Origin of the sequence: Aristophania vespae (assembly GCF_009906835.1) — a bacterium.
Taxonomy (GTDB): Bacteria; Pseudomonadota; Alphaproteobacteria; order Acetobacterales; family Acetobacteraceae; genus Aristophania; species Aristophania vespae.
Genome location: NZ_CP047652.1, coordinates 941277 through 960438, shown reverse-complemented (window position 1 = coordinate 960438; position 19162 = coordinate 941277). Strand labels below are relative to the sequence as shown.

Below are 19162 nucleotides of genomic sequence, written 5' to 3'. Positions count from 1 at the left end.
TCATCTTAGACTTTGTAGTAAAAATGAATAATAAAACAAGAATTTTATCAATGTGTTGTAGTTTCTTTAAAATATCAATTTTGTTATATAGCCAAAAATATAGCAAATTTTTGTCTCAACCATAAAGACATTTGCAATTTTGTATAATGTGAAGCAAGATTTATTATTCTATATTGTTAGAATTTTATGTTATATTTTAGAGTTCAATATATATATACTGTTTTTCACCAATTTTCATTCTGAACAGATTATATAATTCTTCTATAAATAAAATATTTTTTTATTTGAGTCTGCTTTGTAAGTTTAAAATATATACTGAAATAACACAAAAATAGCTTTTAAAGAAACAGCCTAAAATTAATGCTCTCCTCAGAACAAGAATTTAGAGTATTAAGTTAGAAAAAGATTATGTTACCCTTATTATGGTAATGTTATAGACAGAAATCAGATTTAAATCGTCAGGTAAAAGTTAAAGTAAGACTAATTTTGTAATGCGTAATTTGAAAAATCCTACAGTTATATAATAAAAAAATATCGCATCTTTAGCTTGTCTGTCATATATATTTTATTAAATAACAACTTTTTCATATTACGCAAAAAAAATATTATAAATAACTATAATTATTTTTACAGCCTTAATATGAAAAAGGGCTATATAATCAAAAACTTTTCTGATGGCTTAACTATTTCGTTCAAAAGATTGCCTGATAAGCTTCATTACATCATCTAGCTCTGATGGTGAGTTATATAAAATTTCAACATCACCATTTCCATGGTGGCCTATATGAGTAACATCTCGGGCCATATTTTTAGGATCAATTAAATCTTCAAATTTCATATTTAAGCATAATCGTAATTTTTTTGAATCAGCTTCAATGTCAACAAAATTCGTTTTGGCTTTGTAAGCAATATAAATTTTGCAAATTTTTTCTTTTACTCTTGGATCAATGAGTAAAATTTCTTTACGTAGTTGATCAAATAAAGAACGGGTAAAAGATCCTTCTGTTAGAGAGTTAAAGTCATCCAGGCTATATGCGGCATTTTTTTTCTGATAAGTTTTTAAAATATCTTCTTTTAAAAAAGGATAAGGCCATAATGTTGCAGCACGCTCTGCAAGCCTCTTCCCTCTTTTTTTAATTTCATTTTCATTCCAGACTTCGACCTGACCTAAACCCTGATTTAACCATAACGGACTATGTCGAAATCCCCCTTCCATCTCGCGCTTTTCAAGAAAAGGTCGGTCACTAAATTCTGAATTATAAGCTGTAAGTGTTAAATTACCTGCATTATGAAGCCATAATTCTTGGATTACTTGCCAATCTGGACCAAGGTCCTTTTGCCATTGAATAGATAAATTTTTATTCTGTGGCATAATATGCTCGATACTATATTCTTCATCAAAGATGCATTCTTTACGGCCAAAATTTTCAAGCCGACGAAGCCAGTAATTTTTATTTCTAAATTTATAAAGGTCTCTGGTTGAAAAACATTCCTTAAATTCTGCATCAGTGGGAAAACGCTGCTGCGACGTTAATTGAAGAAGGTGAGCCTTGATGCTTTCAAGGTATTTATGTTTTTTAAGAGATTTTCCAAATGAGGCAAAAGCCTTATTAAGAAAATTGGCAGCCAAACCGCAGACTGAACGGCGGAATAAATAAGACTCAATAAGACGCAAAGATTCTAAAAAATCTTCATAAGATAATATTTTAGACTTATAGTCATCATAAAGCTCAAGAAGAAATGGATACACAACATCTACTTTAAGCTCTCGTAAATTACGAAAACTAAGAGATAAATCCTTATTTTCTTCTCGTCCTAGAGCCATTGCGCAATAATAATCAGAAAATAATTTTATATCTTCTAACAGCAACTCATTTGTAACTGAGGCAAATTTCTTTTTTCTGGCATAAATTTTGAACTCTTCATAAACGTCATCAATTTTAGGAATTTTCCCTGTTTTCATAGTAAGATAATGACGCATGAAACTATCAAAATAATTGTTGTAATTTTCTTGTCCAAAAGCAGTTTCCATTGGATGCCAGTATTGTTCATATGAATATTTTTGCTTCTTCTGGTCTAAATCCATTAAGATATAGTTACGAATTAAATCTGCCTGACTGAGTGCCTTTCCTGTGGAGTTCATGCTCTCAAATATTAACTGAGGATTATCTTGCCTGCGATCCAAGGCGACATCAACAATGACTAACTTCGATAAACCTTTACAAACAGCCTTTAAATTTCCGTCTAAAGATTTAATTTTTTTGTCAAAAAAAGAAAAATTATTGGCTATATTTATAGAACAATCTTTAGGTAAAGGCTTTTGCTCCAATAATGTTAATAAAGTCTCTTTATCAAGCTGTGTCAGGATTAATTTAAATGCCATATCATTATCTTCTAATGGGTTTAGAAGATAGTAATTGCGTATTTTTTTGGATGAAAAACCATCCAAAGGTTCGTTATTATTAAGGTGACGTGACAAAGCCTCTAACAATAATACACATGTTGTTAGTCTTTGCTGACCATCTATGATTAGGTAAGAAGATTGGCTCGATATTTGTTGTAAATCACTCTCAATATATACAATTGAACCAATAAAGTGAGATAATATTTTTTCATCTGAGCCAGCATCAATAATATCATTCCATAGCTGCTCACATTGTTTTTCAGTCCATGAATATGTTCTTTGATAAATGGGTATAATAAATTGAGGTGTATTTTTTAATAAATTAAGGAGATTGGTTTCTCTGGCTTTCATAATATGGTCTCTTTTAAAAAGAACTTCTTAATAATTTTTAAAAAATAAATATATTTTTCATAACAAAAAACTGGCTTATTTTTAAACAAGCCAGTTTTTATTATGTTACATTAAAAAATGAAACACAAACTTTTGAAAAATAATTAAAACTGACTTTTGTATTTTTCGACAGCAGCTTTGGCGCAACCTTCATCATCCATACCATCAGGAGCGCCAGATACCCCTAACCCACCTATTGTATGACCATTGCTTTTAAGAATGACGCCACCTGGTAATACAAGAATACCGGCTACTGTTGTCAGTGAGCCATCTTCTGGTCCAACTAATTTAGCAGCTAATAATTCACTTGTTGTATTTTTATGTTTTGCTGTTCCCCATGAATAAATTGTGTAAGCTTTGCGATAGGAGATGGAAGCTGTATCGATTGGCGCGCCATTACCGCTTAGCATAGCAACACGTTGTCCTGCTGCATTAACAACAGTTGCCGTAACCGCTAAATGTTTTGCCGCACAAGCGTTAACAGCTTCTGCAACAAGCTTGTTTGCAATATTAGCCTCGATGCTAGGAATATTGACAACCCCAGAAGCGGCGTATGCTGATCCAAACGAACTAGCAGCGAATATTAAAGCCAAAGCAGTTTTTTTCATTCAAATGTTCTCCTTTTCATATGAGTAATTTATAAAGATAGTCTTTATAAAAACTATACACGTTTTTGCGAGCAATGGTCTGACAATGAATAAAATAAGAAATTAAAATAACTTTATTATTTTTAAACTAAATTTAAATGTGAATTAGTAGTCTATTGTTTAATTCTGTATGTAAAGAACATTTTCTTTTTACTAAAATAAGAAAAAGGAATTTTGCTGCCAATTATATTTTGGCAGCATGTCCTAAAATTTTACAGTTTTATCTTTTTGATATGAGTTTCTGGCATTAAATATGTTGCAAAACCCAAAAATGGTAAAAAACCACAGGCATCATAAACAGTAACAATGCCGTAATAATCTGCAAATTTACCGAGTGCTGCCGCAGAAATTCCACTAATACCAAACATAGTGCCAAACATCATTCCTGCTACCATACCAATGCGGGTAGGAAAAACATCCTGAGCATAAACGAGCAAAGCAGAAAAAGCGGATGAGATTACCAAACCAATACAGACTGTTAAAATTACTGTCCAAAATAAGTTAGCGTGCGGCATAAGGATTGAAAAAGGAATAACCCCAATAAAGGAAACCCAAATGACTGCTTTCCGACCAATGCGGTCGCCAATAGGACCGCCTATGACTGTGCCAACAGCTACAGATGTGAGAAAAGTAAAAAGATAAAGCTGCGCTGTAGGAAGCGGTGTTTTAAAGCGTTCAAGAAGATAAAAAGTGTAGTAATTACTTATCGAAGCGATATAGGTAAATTTTGCAAACATTAAAAGCCCGACAACACTTAAAGCTGTCCATATTTCTTTACGTGAAAGTTGACGTAAATTAGAGCTGATATGTTTTTTCATTTTGGCATGGCCATGGGTTTTGGCCCAGCGGCTCATATAATGAAGTATAAAAATAGCCAAAAGAGCTACCAGCATCAGCCATGATACTGAAACTTGCCCATAAGGAATGATTATAAGAGCTGCAGCAAGAGGGCCACATGCATTACCTACATACCCACCAACCTGAAAGACAGACTGAGCCGTACCAAATCGCCCCCCGGAGGCCATGCGGGCAATGCGCGATACTTCAGGATGGAATGTAGCCGAACCTACCCCAATTAGGGCACAGGCAAGAAGTAAAATATGATAAGTAGGTGCAACAGCCAATAAGCCTATACCTAAAAGGGTGATAATCATACCACCTGGTAGAAGAAAAGGCATTGAATGTTTATCTGCATAAAGCCCTATCCATGGCTGTAGGATAGAAGCAACAAGCTGGTAGATAAGCGAAATCATACCTATTTGTGCATAGGTCAGGGCATAATTATCTTTTAATAATGGATAAATTGACGGTAAGACCGATTGGATAAAGTCACTACATGCATGGGTAACAGCCACACCAACAAGAACTGAAACAATAAGCTTATTTGCATCATCATGTTCGCCCTGCGTAGTAGTGAAATCTGGCTGATTTATATTGTTCGAGGACAAAGATGTAACCTTTTAATGGCAGATAAAACGCAGGAAGAGGATGCTTAAGCTCCAAATCGAGTGTTATTTAAATTAAAAGGAAAATTTAAGATAGATATGGCGATATTATAAAATTAACTTTTTGCAAAATATTTCAGCAGGCTAGTTGCATTAAAGAAAATTTGCGTTTTTATAGCCTTATAGCCTTATAGCCTTATAGCCTTATAGCCTTATAGCCTTATAGCCTTATAGCCTTATAGCCTTATAGCCTTATAGCCTTATAGCCTTATAGCCTTATAGCCTTATAGCCTTATAGCCTTATAGCCTTATAGCCTTATAGCCTTAATGCATGCTTGAATATGTCAGAAGCGCCAAGGTTAGAGTTAAATTAGCCTCTGGTTATTTTAGAAATTAGCAGAAAAATAAAGATAATAACTATGACAAGGGTTTATAATTATATCTTGATGCTAAATTAACCGTGAATATAAAGAGCAACAAAATAGTAAGTTTAGGCTTTAGATTAAAAGAAAGAATGAATATCAATATCATTTATAATCATAGTAATAAATTGAAATTACCAAAAATAAATTTACAGATTAAAAATATACAACAATATTCAAAATCAGAAATTTCATTGTAATAAAATTTTAAAAAATTGAGATAGAATTATTTAAAATATTTTTTGTAATACTATGTCTGTTTCCTAATTAAAATCACAATATAATATTCTTCTTAACGCTGAAAAATGGTCATTACTTAATAAGCCTATTTTAAAAATAGCTTTTAGTAACATAGTATAAAATGTTCTCTTTATATGATTTTTGGTTAATGTGATAATTTTAAAATTTAGTCTAATATATTTTACGGCTTAAAATTTTACAGTTTAGTTTAAAAAACCAGGAACCGAAATGACTACTCATTTTAATGAATTTAATCAGCCTATAGGTGCTGCTCTTCCCAAATGGAAAGGCGCAAAATATCCTGATCGTCGATCATTAATTGGTAATTATTCTATTTTAGAGCCTCTTATTGCCCAAAAACATGCAAGTGAACTTTTTAATGCATATCAAGAGGCAGAAGATCAGCGTGATTGGACTTATCTTCCTTACGGTCCTTTTCCTGATTTAGAAAGTTATGTCAGTTTTGTTCGTCAAAACGAGCATTTAAAAGATGCAATTCATTACGCAGTCATTGACGCTGAAACGAAAAAGCCAGTCGGCACCGTGGCTCTTATGAGAATAGATCCTGCTAATGGCGTGGTAGAGATAGGAAGCGTTACTTATTCTCGTAAAATGCAGCGCACCCGTATATCGACTGAAGTGATGGCCCTCTTATCTCATTACGTATTTAAAGAACTTGGTTACCGCCGTTTGGAATGGAAATGTAATTCCTTTAATGCACCTTCTCGCGCAGCCGCATTACGTTTTGGCTTTTCTTTTGAAGGCATTTTTCGTCAAGCTTTGGTTACAAAAGGCTGTAACAGAGATACAGCTTGGTTTTCTATGCTAGATAGTGAATATCCAGAGATCTCCAAGGCTTATAATAACTGGCTTGACCCCTCAAATTTTGATGATAATGGCCAGCAAAAAACACCTCTTGCCAGAGTGAAACCGTAAAGGAAAAAACGCAAAAAATTATTGTCTCATCGTTAGAGAGCTTCATTAAGAGTAGCTTTACTTATCGCCTATGAAAATATATGCCTTTGTGTGTGATAGGGAGCGTGAGAATGAGTTTAAATGTTCCTAATCGAAATGCGTATTTTTCCAAAAATTCTGCCTGAGCCACTTAGCGACAATTTGTTGGCGGTTGTTTCTTATCGGCTTTGTCTCTAAGAGCGTTGTAACTGCCTAAAAATACTTGTTTTTTGCTTATTTTATTAAATAGGGGTTTATGTATTTATCTGCAATTTTAGCTGGTTTTGTTACCGGTGCTGGCCTCATCATGGCTATTGGTGCCCAAAACGCATTTATCCTCCGGCAAGGAATCCAACGTAATTTTGTATGGCTGGTTGTAGCAATTTGCTCTTTGGGCGATATTGTTCTTATCTTTTCAGGTGTGGCCGGAATGGGTCACCTTGTGCGGACATGGCCAGTTATTTTACCAGTGCTCAGATTTGCCGGTGCTGCGTTTTTGGCTATATACGGCCTCATGGCCGCTAGACGGGCTATTATAGGAGCTGACGCACTTAAACCAGCTAATGAAAGTGCCGGTAGCCGTAAAAAAGTGTTGTTAACCTGTATGGCTTTCACTTTTCTTAATCCTCATGTCTATCTGGATACTATGGTGCTTGTTGGAAGTCTTTCCACACATTATGCAGGAGCCGGTAAATGGATGTTCGGATTAGGCGCCTGTATTGCTAGTGTCGTCTGGTTTACCGCTCTCACATTTGGAGCACGGTTTCTTCAGCCAATATTCCGTAAGCCCGCAGCCTGGCAATTGCTCGATGCAGCGACTGCATTATTTATGCTGTTTTTAAGTGCCGTCTTAATATTTAATTTTTGACTTTAAAAATAATTTTCCGACGACTAATCTGATGCTTAAAAATTAATCAGTGAGATTTTCTTATAAAAAAGTCCGATCATATCCAATTTTACGATATGGCCGGACTTTTTTGTCTAACTTGTTAGAGCTGCTTTGTTAGTTCTCAGTATTTGAGCTGAAGAGCGCCTCATTTACTCCACTGTCACGGATTTGGCTAAATTACGGGGCTGATCAACATCAGTGCCTTTAAGAAGGGCCACTTCATAAGCAAGATATTGCACAGGAACGGCATAAAGAATTGGTGCAACAAAAGCATCAACAGTTGGTAAAATTACCATTTCATCAGCTATTGCCTCTAAGCGAGATGCACCTGCCTCATCAGTAAAGGCAAGAATGCGCCCTCCTCTTGCTTTTGCTTCCTGCAAATTAGAGATCATTTTATCAAAAAGAATGTTTGAAGGAGCAATAGCCACCACCGGAACAGTCTGATCAATAAGACTTATGGGACCATGCTTTAATTCCCCTGCAGGATAGGCCTCAGCATGAATATACGTAATTTCTTTTAATTTGAGGGCACCTTCCTGGGCGATGGGCATACAGCTGCCACGTCCTAAAAATAAAACATCTCTCGCCTGTGAAATAACACGCGCCATAGATTTAATAGAGTCAATATGGCTTAGAACATCTACAACTTTAGAAGGTAAATCCAATAAATGAGATGTAAGCTCAGCCTCTCTCTTGTCATCAATAGTACCGCGCAGGCGCGCAAGGGTAATTGTTAGAGCCGCTATAACTGATAATTGTGCTGTAAAAGCTTTAGTTGAAGCAACTGAAATTTCAGGGCCAGCAACCATGCCAAGCACAACATCGCTTTCGCGTCCCATTGTGGAGTGCTCAACATTTAATATGGAAACAATATGCTGGTTCTGAGCTTTTAGGGAACGTAAAACGCCCAAAGTATCAGCCGTTTCACCTGACTGAGAAATTAACAACGCCATGCCCTGATTGGGTTGCGGCACATCGCGATAGCGAAGTTCAGAGGCAACATCACTTTCAACAGGTAGCTTTGCAATTGATTCAAGCCAATAGCGCCCAACGAGCCCTGCATAATATGCTGAGCCGCATGCCGTAATGGTAATGCGTGGTAAAGAGGCAGGGTCAAATGGAGGGCTAGGTAAAGTAATACGCCTTGTGACAGGGTCTATAATACGCTGGAGGGTCTGGCCAATAGCAACAGGATGTTCATGAAGTTCTTTCTCCATAAAATGCTTATAGCCGTCTTTGCCAATTGAGCCAGAAGAGAAAGAGGCTGTTTGAATAGGGCGTTCAACCTTTTGACCATCAAAATCAAAAATCTGAACAGCCTCGCGGGTTAGCACACACCAATCGCCATCTTCTAAATAGGTGATCTGGCAAGATAAAGGAGCAAGAGCAAGGCTGTCAGAGCCCAAAAACATTTCACCCTCGCCGTAACCTATGGCTAAAGGAGCACCATGACGGGCACCAATGAGAAGATTATCATAATCCTCAAAAATCATGGCCAGGGCATATGCCCCTTCCAGGCGTTTTAATGTCCTGAAAGCAGCCTTTTGGGGTCATTTTCTTCCTGAAGATAAAGATCAAGAAGATGGGCAATGACTTCGGAATCTGTCTCAGTTGTAAAATGACGCCCTAAAGATTCCAGTTCTTTTTTGAGAGAGGCAAAATTTTCAATAATGCCATTATGAACAATGGCTACCTTCCCTACCTGATGAGGATGAGCATTATTGGTTGTGGGTAAACCATGAGTGGCCCATCTTGTGTGACCTATGGCAATTGAACCTTCGAGAGGCGTTTCTTTGAGGGCATTTTCTAAATTATCTAACTTACCGGCTGCGCGACAGCGTGTAATATGTTTTGCGTTGTCAAGCGTAGCAATACCCGCTGAATCATAGCCTCTATATTCCAACCGCCTTAAAGCTTCAAAAACAAGAGGCGTTGCCGGACGGTGACCTATAACTCCACAAATACCACACATATTAGCTTTGATCCTTTTTAGCTTTCAGCCTTTCTTTATAGGCTGAACCGCGCCCTTCAATATTAACCTGTTGCGCTCTACCAAAAGCCATAGCACCCGAAGGAACATCTTTGGTCAAGACACTTCCTGCTGCAATAAGCGTATTGTCATCAATTTTTAGTGGGGCAACCATTATGGTATTAGACCCAATAAAAGAATGAGCACCAATTGTGGTTTTGTGCTTAAAGTAACCATCATAATTACACGTAATGGTGCCGGCACCTATATTAACATTGGGGCCAATTTCACTATCACCCAAATAAGTAAGATGATTAGCTTTGCTCTTTCTACCAAGAGTTGTATTTTTTAATTCAACAAAATTGCCAATATGTGTGCCTTCTTCGCAAATTGTGCCAGGTCGCAGGCGCGCATAAGGGCCAATAAGGGAATTTTCTCCCACAACACACCCTTCAAGATGTGAAAAAGCTTTTATATGCGCTCCTGTTTTAATAGTAACGCCGGGCCCTATAAAAACATTAGGTTCTATGAGTACGTCTGGCTCAATAATGGTGTCAGCACTAAAATAAACACTCGAAGGATCAATGAGGGTTACACCATTATCCATGGCCCTTAAGCGAAGCTTTTTTTGTAATAACTGCTCAGCGCGGGCTAATTCTGCCCTGGAATTAATGCCAACTAATTCATCTTGATCTGCTTGTAGGCAGAGTACAGAACCTTCTTTAGCGGCAAAGCCGACAATGTCAGTTAAATAAAGCTCATTTTGGGCATTATGTGGTGTAATGTCTTTCAGCCACTTCCGTAGAGAAGACGCCGGTGCACAAATCATGCCAGCATTACAAAGCGTGATAGACCGTTCCTGCTCTGTCGCATCTTTATATTCAACAATACGCTCTATCTCGCCATGCTGATTTTGAACCAAACGACCATATTGCGCAGGGTCGTCTAAATTCATTCCAATGACGGTCAGAGCCGCTTTTTCAGTGCGGCGTAATTTAACCAGAGAGGCTAGCGTCTCAGAAGATACAAGAGGATTATCAGCATTTAAGATAATGACATCTCCCTCACCAAATGCTTCAGAAGCTGTGAGGGCTGCATGTCCTGTGCCTTTTCGCTCAGTCTGAATAATGACTTTATGGGGCGCTACAGCCTGCTCCAAATCAGCCATATCCGGGCCAATAACAACTATAATTTTGTCAGTCAGGCGGGCAACTGAGTCAATAAGATACGCTACCATCGGTTTATGTGCCAAAGGCTGCATAGCTTTTGGCTTAGATGACCGCATGCGCGTGCCTTTACCAGCAGCCAAAATAACAGCGGTTAAAGAAGGCGTCATAACTCTCATCCTTTTAGCGAAGAAAATTTAGGGCTTTGTCTGAGGCTTTTCAGAAGGAGATGTCATCTGCCCTTTTTTGCCAGGAACATCCATTTTGGCCGAAGACGGAACTGATTGCATAACCATTTCAACATTCCCAATTTTAGGATGATGAAATTCAATTTTTACTGGCACAATGCCATAATCTTTTAAGGTTAAAAACCAGGCTTTTCCAGGTTGTGGCGTGCGTAAAAGATCTTTGTGATGAGAGGTTTTTACAAATCCTGCAATTTGATGACCTTCAAAATCACATCTTTGCGCTTCTTTGCCCGAATAATAAGACCCATGACTATCGGGAACTTTATCAGCAAAAGGACCATGCGCCTCTATATGAGTTAAACGCAAACCATCATATAAAGTACCAGAAAGATCACACTTGCCCGTTACGGCTAAAGACTGGAACAGGGTCGCAAGACCGCTAAGCATATCAATGGAATGCTTTAGCTCTGCTTCTGGCAAAGGATCACGCTCTTTGTCCTTGGGCTCCAGACTAACGATATGAGGGCCGGAATCGTCAAATTTAATATGAACGCTACGTTCTTTTTTGCGTGAAAGACCATGAGCTTTATAATCAAGCGGTACAGCCATAGTACCGTCAAACCGTCCTTCAACCTGAGCAGAAATATTTAGCTGTAAAAACCAGCTTGCTAAACCAACAGTTTTTAAATGTGCATTACCGCCATATCCCCAAGGCTTGAGAACATAAGCGCCTTCTGCATCCAAAACATGAAGGCCATGCACAAATACTGCATAGCGTAATGTGACAGCACTATTTTTAGTTTGTGAGTCTGTCTCTGGAACTTTTGAATTTGTTATATGAGCGGGCATCGTCTGTGCAAAACTGCGAGACACAGCAGCTGAAGCCATAAAAGACCCTGCAAGATAACAGCCAAATAGGCTTAATTTCAGAACTTTATTTTTAAGCACTTCCGTTAGTCCTTTTAAAGTCGCCTTGCAAAGCATGTCTTTTAACATTTAACCGAATAAGGCCAGCTAGCCAGATTAAAAAACAGCACCGAAATCTATAAAGAATCCCGCAAGATAACCGCCTAATAAGTCCAGTTTCAAAACTTTATTCTTAAGTAAGTCCATCAGTCTCTTTAAGCTAGCCTTACAGAACATGTCTTTTAACATTTAGCCAGGTAAGGCCAGCGGGGTAGATTAAAGAGAGTGCCATAATCTATAAAAGGCTCCGCAAGATAACAGCCTAACAGGCCTAATTTCAGAACTTTATTAAGCTCTTCCATTAGTCCTTTTGACATTGTCTCACAGAGCATGTTTTTTGGTATCGAACTAGTTAAACCCTAATGCTGTGGCTTAAACGTCAAGATTAGCAACCTTTAACGCATTATCGACAATAAATTCGCGTCTTGGTTCAACAACATCACCCATAAGGGTAGAGAAAACCTGCCCCGCTTCTTCAAGGTCGCCAATTTTAACCTGTAATAAGGTGCGTGTGGAAGGATCCAAGGTTGTATGCCAAAGCTGTTCATCATTCATTTCACCAAGGCCTTTAAAGCGGTTGAAGGTCAGACCGCGGCGCCCCTGGGCTAAAATGAGATTAACCAAATTACCAGGCCCTGCTACCTCAACCTCTTTGGAATCCATAGAGAGTATTGCTGGCTTTTCAAATAATTCGGCAAGATGTTCATATTGAGAGGCCAAACGTCTAGCCTCTGTAGAACGGAGGAAAGAAGCCTCAAAGTTGTAAATTTCACCCACGCCCCTGACAGAACGCGCACATGTCAGGCTATGCTCATCTGTCGTAACTTTCCAGCCACGCTCATTTTCTGTCGAATGCTCATCAAGCCTTTTTTGGAAGTCCTGAATATGGGCCTCACGCTTTTGCAGATCGGTCGATAATACACCCGCATTAGCGGCCTGCTCCACAATCCACAGCGGAATTCGCGAAGAAAGAGCCTGTATGTCATGAGCAATAATAGAAAGGCGCTGGGCTTCTTCTTTTAGGGCCTCACCTTCTAAAACGTGGTCATTATGGTAGGTGAGTTTTGCATTATTGAGCGCTTTATCAAACAAATACTCTTCTAATGCGGCATCATCTTTAAGATAACGCTCTTCCTGCCCACGTTTTGCACGATATAATGGCGGCTGAGCAATATATAAATAACCTTGCTCAATGAGTTCAGGCATTTGCCTAAAGAAGAATGTCAAAAGCAATGTGCGAATATGAGAGCCATCAACGTCAGCATCTGTCATGATGACAATCTTATGATAGCGCAGTTTTTCAGCACTAAAACCGCCCTGATCTACCTCGCCACGACCAATACCTGTTCCTAAAGCTGTAATGAGCGTGCCGATTTCAGCAGAGCCAAGCATACGGTCAAAACGGGCGCGCTCCACATTGAGAATTTTACCCCTCAAAGGCAAAATAGCCTGAAAGCGTCTATCACGCCCCTGCTTGGCTGTACCCCCTGCCGAATCTCCCTCAACAATAAAAATTTCTGCTTTAGAGGCATCGCGTTCTTGGCAGTCGGCTAACTTACCTGGCAGAGATGAAACATCCAGCACACCTTTGCGCCGTGTTAACTCACGTGCCTTACGGGCTGCTTCACGCGCACTTGCAGCATCTATAACTTTAGAAACAATAGAACGTGCTTCTTTGGGGTGTGTTTCAAACCAGTGGTTAATCACATCAGCCACGACAGAATGCACAACAGGCTGCACTTCTGATGAAACAAGCTTATCTTTGGTCTGAGAAGAGAATTTGGGATCGGGTACTTTGACTGAAAGAACAGCCGTCATGCCCTCTCTCATATCTTCACCAGTCAGATTAGCTGATTCTTTCTTAAAATTTTCCGAAGCATATTTACCCACGGCGCGCGTAAGAGCTTGCCTAAAACCAGCTAAGTGAGCCCCCCATCACGCTGGGGAATATTATTGGTAAAGCAAAGCATAGTTTCATGGAAACTATCATTCCAGGAAAGAGCAAATTCTACCTTGATGCCGCTATTAGGCTCATCAACTTCACCAGTAATAGGCGCCGCAATCAGTGAATTTTTTGAGCTATCGAGATATTCGACAAAAGCACTCAAACCGCCTTCATAGTGGAAGGTAATTTCCTTAGGCTCACTCGTACGCTCATCGCGTAAAATAATTTTCATACCGGAGTTGAGGAAAGCAAGCTCCCTTACCCGGCGTTCTAAAATAGAAAGCTCAAATTTTGTTTTTGTAAAAGTGCCAGTACTTGGCAAAAACGTGACTAATGTGCCCCGCTCTTCTTCTGATTCACCAATAACAGACAGTGGAGCAACGCGCTCACCATGCTGAAAGCGAATAAAATGCTCTTTACCCTGGCGCCAAATGCGTACTTCCATCCATTCAGACAGAGCATTCACCACAGCGGCACCAACACCGTGCAAACCGCCCGAAACCTTATAGGAGTTTTGGTTAAATTTACCGCCTGCATGAAGTTTGGTCAGCACAACTTCGGCAGCACTAATCCCCTCTTCTTCGTGCAAATCTGTAGGAATACCGCGCCCATTATCTCTTACCGAGACAGACCCATCTTCGTTTAAGGTTAAAATGCAATAGGTCGCAAAGCCAGCCTGTGCTTCGTCAACGGCATTATCAATAATTTCGAACACCATGTGATGAAGGCCAGAACCATCATCTGTATCACCGATATACATGCCTGGTCTTTTACGAACGGCATCTAATCCTTTTAATACAGATATGGAGGAAGCTCCGTAATCCTCTTCATTGTTGGAAGAGTTTCCTGGCTGATTTTGCGTTTCTGTCATGCCTGCGCATCACTCCAATAACGGTCCAAAAATTACGCTCAATATAGAGTGATTTTTATATTTTAGCCAGTCTGTTCGCCCGCTTAATTAAGCCGGCTTTCATAACGCAACTTAATGTCTCATTTGGCCTGTCAGTATGACAAAGCCGCCATGATGTCGGCAAATATGGCCCTAGTAAAAATATTTTTAAAATCAGGTAAGAGAAAAAAGCATTAGCCACTCACTGACTATTAAGCAATAAATTTATAAAAAACAGGCCTGCAAGAGTGCAGCAACACTCAAGCGGCCCTAACCGCAATCTTCTCTCGATTTTAAATATATATATCATTGCGGCTAACAATATTGTTAGCATTTTCACAAAGACGTTTCTAGTACTTTATTTTTATTTAAAAGAAATAATATTATTTTTGATTAAAAAGCTTTTTCACCTATTGCCTTACCCTTATACCCTTATACCCTTATACCCTTATACCCTTATACCCTTATACCCTTATACCCTTATACCCTTATACCCTTATACCCTTATACCCTTATACCCTTATACCCTTATACCCTTATACCCTTATACCCTTATACCCTTATACCCTTATACCCTTATACCCTTATACCCTTATACCCTTATACCCTTATACCCTTATACCCTTATACCCTTATACCCTTATACCCTTATACCCTTATACCCTTATACCCTTACCTTGCTTGTGCATTGCTTTAATAAAAGCCAAAACCAAATCGCAACGCTCCTGGGCTAAAATGAGATTAACCAAATTACCAGAAGCCCTGCCACCTCAATTTCTTTGGAATCCATACTCTATAGTCGCTTAAATTTTAGAACTGCTATCCTCAAAGCTCCAATAATTGGAGCCGGTCTCATAGGAGGTCGGATAACCAGTATATCCCATATCTTACATCTTATATCCCACTTCCCATTAAATGGGCCGCATTTCATTTTAGATATAAAACATCGTGGAACTTCTATAGCCGCTAATTACTCAATTTGTCTTAGCTCTTGCCTCACGCGCTGACATTGTTTCTTTTATCGGCATATAAAAACAAAAAGAGCCAGTTATGGAAGTTTAGGATAATTCTTTTTTATAAATATAATTTTTTATCATCGATCTTTTATTTTAGCCTTTTAGTGTCAACACAGACTACATAAAGGAAAAAACTGTTATTCTGCTCAAAATTCCTTATTTTAAATGACTTAACTTCGTTAAATTAGAATTCTCTACTGTAAAAAACAGCGTGATATTAACCTATATTAAAATAAAATTTTTACATGAAACGCATTCCACATTTTACATTGTAAAAAAACTTTTTTATTTAGTGTAATAGAATATTTATTACTAGTTTAATTTAGTAAAAAAATAAAAGGTGTAAAATAGCTTTTTTCACCCGCTCAAGCTTTGCAAAATCTAAACTTACTTCGCCAAAGCTAACGCTTTTTTCGAAGACCACTCGGGTTAAAAAGCGATGGTGATTTTTTTATATCTAAGAACTATCTCAGCTATAAGAAATATATGGTTCTAACTTCGTATTCACTCGTTCAAGCTTAGCGAAACTCACACCTAACGTGAAAAGCTAAACATTTTTTCAAAGCTGACGTATTACTGAGCAGTAATAGTGATAATTTTTGTGGTGGTTGAAAACCACTTTAATTTTGAGAAAAATTTGTCTTAAAAAACGGCATCATTCTTTTTCAATTCAGAATGATTTTTCAGTCCAGATAAGGCGTTTATCAGCAACCCAGACCATGAGAGAGACTATCTCTCATGGCCCAATTTTACGATAACCGCCTTATCTTATGAAATTCCTTTCATCATCTTTTTTTGCTCATAGGCCTTAAATGGCTCAAAAATCTTAGAGAAGTAGAGCCTTCTATAAGAGTCTTGCCAAACACCAAACGAGCCTGCGCTAATGGCTTGAACAGCGAGTTTGGTAAAGTGGCTTGCCATTTTACAACCATGAGTTGAAAAAGATGAATGTGGGATTATGTCTGACTTCCGAAGAAACCGAAATAAAGAGATTGCGCCGCGACCATAGCGCCTTTCTAAAACCTCTTTTTTCGTTCGGAAGTAGATGCGTGTCTTAATATAAATTGTTACGTAATAGGAAAATAAATTTGCAGGGGCATCGTAAAATTGTGATGAATAGCGTTCTAATGGTGAAAAGCCACTAGAAATGACACTATAAGACATGCTACCACCAGGGTTAGCCATGGCCAGTTCCTTTCTATTCCAAAGGACGGTTGCGGTTAGGGCCGCTTGAGTGCGTCAACACTCTTGCGGCCTGCTTTTTGGATAGAACTATTACTTCATATCCGTCAAGAGCGTTTTTTCTTTTTAAAATTAACAAATCATAAATTATTTTTATTAGAATTATACTTAGCGGTCATTATTAAAAATTTGCTAAACATCCAAAAACATACCGATTCGTGCAAAAAATTAACTCGGCATGGCAGATAAAAACCACATTATAAAACACCTCAAAAACACCCCCTACACAGCCCAAGTCTTTTTTATTTCAAGAACAAATATGTCTAAAAAAGCTTTGATGTTGCCAATGTTAAGCTGCCTGTTTTTTGTGTTTTATAAAATTCTCATTTTTTTATGAATGATGTACTCGGGTCTGTTTTTTGCTGTTTTTTGAATATCACTTTTTAGTGTTTTGTTTTTTGCAGCTCCAATTTTGGAGGCTGAATTTTTCGTAATTAATTATCGCTTGTTTTGAAAACTCCCTCTTTTGGGGTTTTCTTTTGAAAATGACTCATAAATCATCGCCATCAAATGAATATTCCATTTTTGTTTTATAAAAAATTCAAAAATTATTCTGGCCCAATAAAGCTAGTAATAATTTTTGCTAGGTCAAAGTGCTGCGTTATTTTTTGATTTGGAACGTGTGAGTTAGTTTTATCAGGCAGGTAAATGGCCCTGCAAAATGTGCAATTAACAGCTAAGTTTAGGCCAGTTCTTTTTAAAGCTGGTAATAATTTTGCTAGCTCAATGCGCTGCGTTGTTTCCTGATTTGGAACGTGGAGGTTAGTTTTATTAAGCGAGTAAATAGCCCTGCAAAATATGCGGTCAACAGGTGAGTTTAGGGTAGCTCTTTTTAGAGCTGGTAATAATTTTGCTAGATCAAAGTGCTGCTTCGTTTCCTGATTTGAAACGTGAAAGATGGTTTTGTCAGGCGGGTAAATAGCCCCGCAAAATGTGCGGTCAACAGCTAGGTTTAGGGTAGTTCTTTTTAGAGCTGGTAGTAATTTCGCTAGCTCAAAGTGCTACTTCGTTTCCTGATTTGGAACGTGGAAGATGGTTTTGTCAGGTGGGTAAATAGCCCTGCAAAATGTGCGGTTAACAGGTGAGTTTAGGGTAGCTCTTTTAGAGCTGGTATTATTTTCGCTAGCTCAATGCACTGCTTCGTTTCCTGATTTGAAACGTGGAGGTTAGTTTTTCCAAGCAGGTAAATGGCTCTGCAAAATGTGCAATTAACAGCTAAGTTAAGGCTAATTCTTTTTAGAGCTGGTAATAATTTTGCTAGATCAAAGTGCTGCTTCGTTTCCTGATTTGAAACGTGGAAGATGGTTTTGTCAGGCGGGTAAATAGCCCCGCAAAATGTGCGGTCAACAGCTAGGTTTAGGGTAGTTCTTTTTAAAAGCTGGTATTATTTTCGCTAGCTCAAAGTGCTACTTCGTTTCCTGATTTGAAACGTGAAAGATGGTTTTGTCAGGCAGGTAAATGGCTCTGCAAAATGTGCGGGCAACAGTTTAGTTTTGGCTGATTCTTTTAGTGCAAAAAAATGTGATTTAGAGTTGTTTTTCAGAAGCTTTTTTGTAGCTGCTTTTCAGTAATTTGTTGCTTTTAATTAGTTTTAAGCATTTTATTCTTGTGCTTTGTGCTTTGTGCTTTGTGCTTTGTGCTTTGTGCTTTGTGCTTTGTGCTTTGTGCTTTGTGCTTTGTGCTTTTCATTACACATAAGGCCATTAAATTATGGCCATAAAAATAGCTATTTACCTTTGTTTTTTGCGAGATTTAAAAAATATTTTGTCAGACATAAATTATAGCAGCTTCTTTAGGCCACTCTGCTCGTGGTCTGTTTGTTCAAACTATGAAACTTGTTTATGTATAGCAAAATAAAAATGGTAATTTAGAACATGATGAGGGATTTAACCCATTTTCCAGTGAAAAAGATTCATCATCGCATAAGCGAAAAACATGCCAGTTGTGGACGCGTAACCAGCAATGAGTTTGGTTCATCCCCGCATGCGCGAGGAACACTTTTGAGGATTACCGGGAGAAAAACGGATTAAAGGTTCATCCCCGCACGCGCGGGGAACACCAGAGCGCGTCTTCCGTTGCGTCTAGTGTCAGTGGTTCATCCCCGCACGCGCGGGGAACACGCTCAATACAACGCATCACTATTGGCACAGAAAGGTTCATCCCCGCACGCGCGGGGAACACCTCTACAAACTCCCGCGCTCCTGATCGTTACCCGGTTCATCCCCGCACGCGCGGGGAACACTCTTGCTGGAAATTATTGTTATATAAAGGGAAATTCCTTGTCAAGAAAGTTACCGATTATTTTGCCTGTTTTTAAGGCAGATATTTTGCAGGATTAAGGCTGTTATCAGCTATAAAGAAAGTTGAAATTTCTTCTTAACGAAGTG

The 19162-nt window shown here is 38.4% G+C and carries 8 protein-coding genes, 2 pseudogenes and 1 CRISPR repeat array; of the genes and pseudogenes, 2 read left to right on the top strand and 8 right to left on the bottom strand.

Annotated features, from left to right (window positions below; translation table 11 throughout):
- Window positions 1–679: 679 nt before the first annotated feature.
- The 3 genes from GT348_RS04250 to GT348_RS04240 form a co-directional block, all read right to left on the bottom strand.
- Window positions 680–2755, bottom strand: coding sequence for a DUF262 and DUF1524 domain-containing protein (locus GT348_RS04250; protein ID WP_160618658.1), 2076 nt, complete (start codon window positions 2753–2755; stop codon window positions 680–682).
- A 143-nt stretch (window positions 2756–2898) separates the two neighbouring features.
- Window positions 2899–3402: a GlcG/HbpS family heme-binding protein gene (locus tag GT348_RS04245; protein WP_160618657.1), complete on the bottom strand. Its 504-nt coding sequence runs from the start codon at window positions 3400–3402 to the stop codon at window positions 2899–2901.
- Between the two features lie 251 nt (window positions 3403–3653).
- Complete coding sequence (locus GT348_RS04240; protein WP_236646580.1) at window positions 3654–4889, bottom strand: MFS transporter; 1236 nt, start codon at window positions 4887–4889, stop codon at window positions 3654–3656.
- Window positions 4890–5776: 887 nt separating this feature from the next.
- Here GT348_RS04240 and GT348_RS04235 point away from each other — a divergent pair.
- Window positions 5777–6484, top strand: coding sequence for a GNAT family N-acetyltransferase (locus GT348_RS04235; protein WP_160618656.1), 708 nt, complete (start codon window positions 5777–5779; stop codon window positions 6482–6484).
- A gap of 274 nt (window positions 6485–6758) precedes the next feature.
- Window positions 6759–7370 carry a LysE/ArgO family amino acid transporter gene (locus GT348_RS04230; protein WP_160618655.1) on the top strand — a complete coding sequence of 204 codons (612 nt, stop codon included), beginning with the start codon at window positions 6759–6761 and terminating at the stop codon, window positions 7368–7370.
- A gap of 170 nt (window positions 7371–7540) precedes the next feature.
- Here the strand turns inward: GT348_RS04230 and glmS are convergent.
- From glmS to GT348_RS04205, 5 genes and pseudogenes are all read right to left on the bottom strand, one after another.
- A pseudogene (glmS, locus tag GT348_RS04225) lies at window positions 7541–9366 on the bottom strand (glutamine--fructose-6-phosphate transaminase (isomerizing)).
- Window position 9367: 1 nt separating this feature from the next.
- Complete coding sequence (gene glmU, locus GT348_RS04220; RefSeq protein WP_160618654.1) at window positions 9368–10699, bottom strand: bifunctional UDP-N-acetylglucosamine diphosphorylase/glucosamine-1-phosphate N-acetyltransferase GlmU; 1332 nt, start codon at window positions 10697–10699, stop codon at window positions 9368–9370.
- A 27-nt stretch (window positions 10700–10726) separates the two neighbouring features.
- Window positions 10727–11665 (bottom strand): DUF3108 domain-containing protein, encoded by a 939-nt coding sequence (locus tag GT348_RS04215; RefSeq protein ID WP_160618653.1) that lies wholly within the window; start codon window positions 11663–11665, stop codon window positions 10727–10729.
- A gap of 390 nt (window positions 11666–12055) precedes the next feature.
- Window positions 12056–14499 (bottom strand): annotated as a pseudogene (gene gyrB, locus GT348_RS09620) (DNA topoisomerase (ATP-hydrolyzing) subunit B).
- A 1802-nt stretch (window positions 14500–16301) separates the two neighbouring features.
- Window positions 16302–16718, bottom strand: a complete 417-nt coding sequence (locus tag GT348_RS04205) for a hypothetical protein (protein WP_160618582.1) — start codon at window positions 16716–16718, stop codon at window positions 16302–16304.
- Between the two features lie 2027 nt (window positions 16719–18745).
- Window positions 18746–19017: direct repeats of the CRISPR family, unit length 28 nt; unit sequence GGTTCATCCCCGCACGCGCGGGGAACAC.
- Window positions 19018–19162 lie beyond the last annotated feature (145 nt).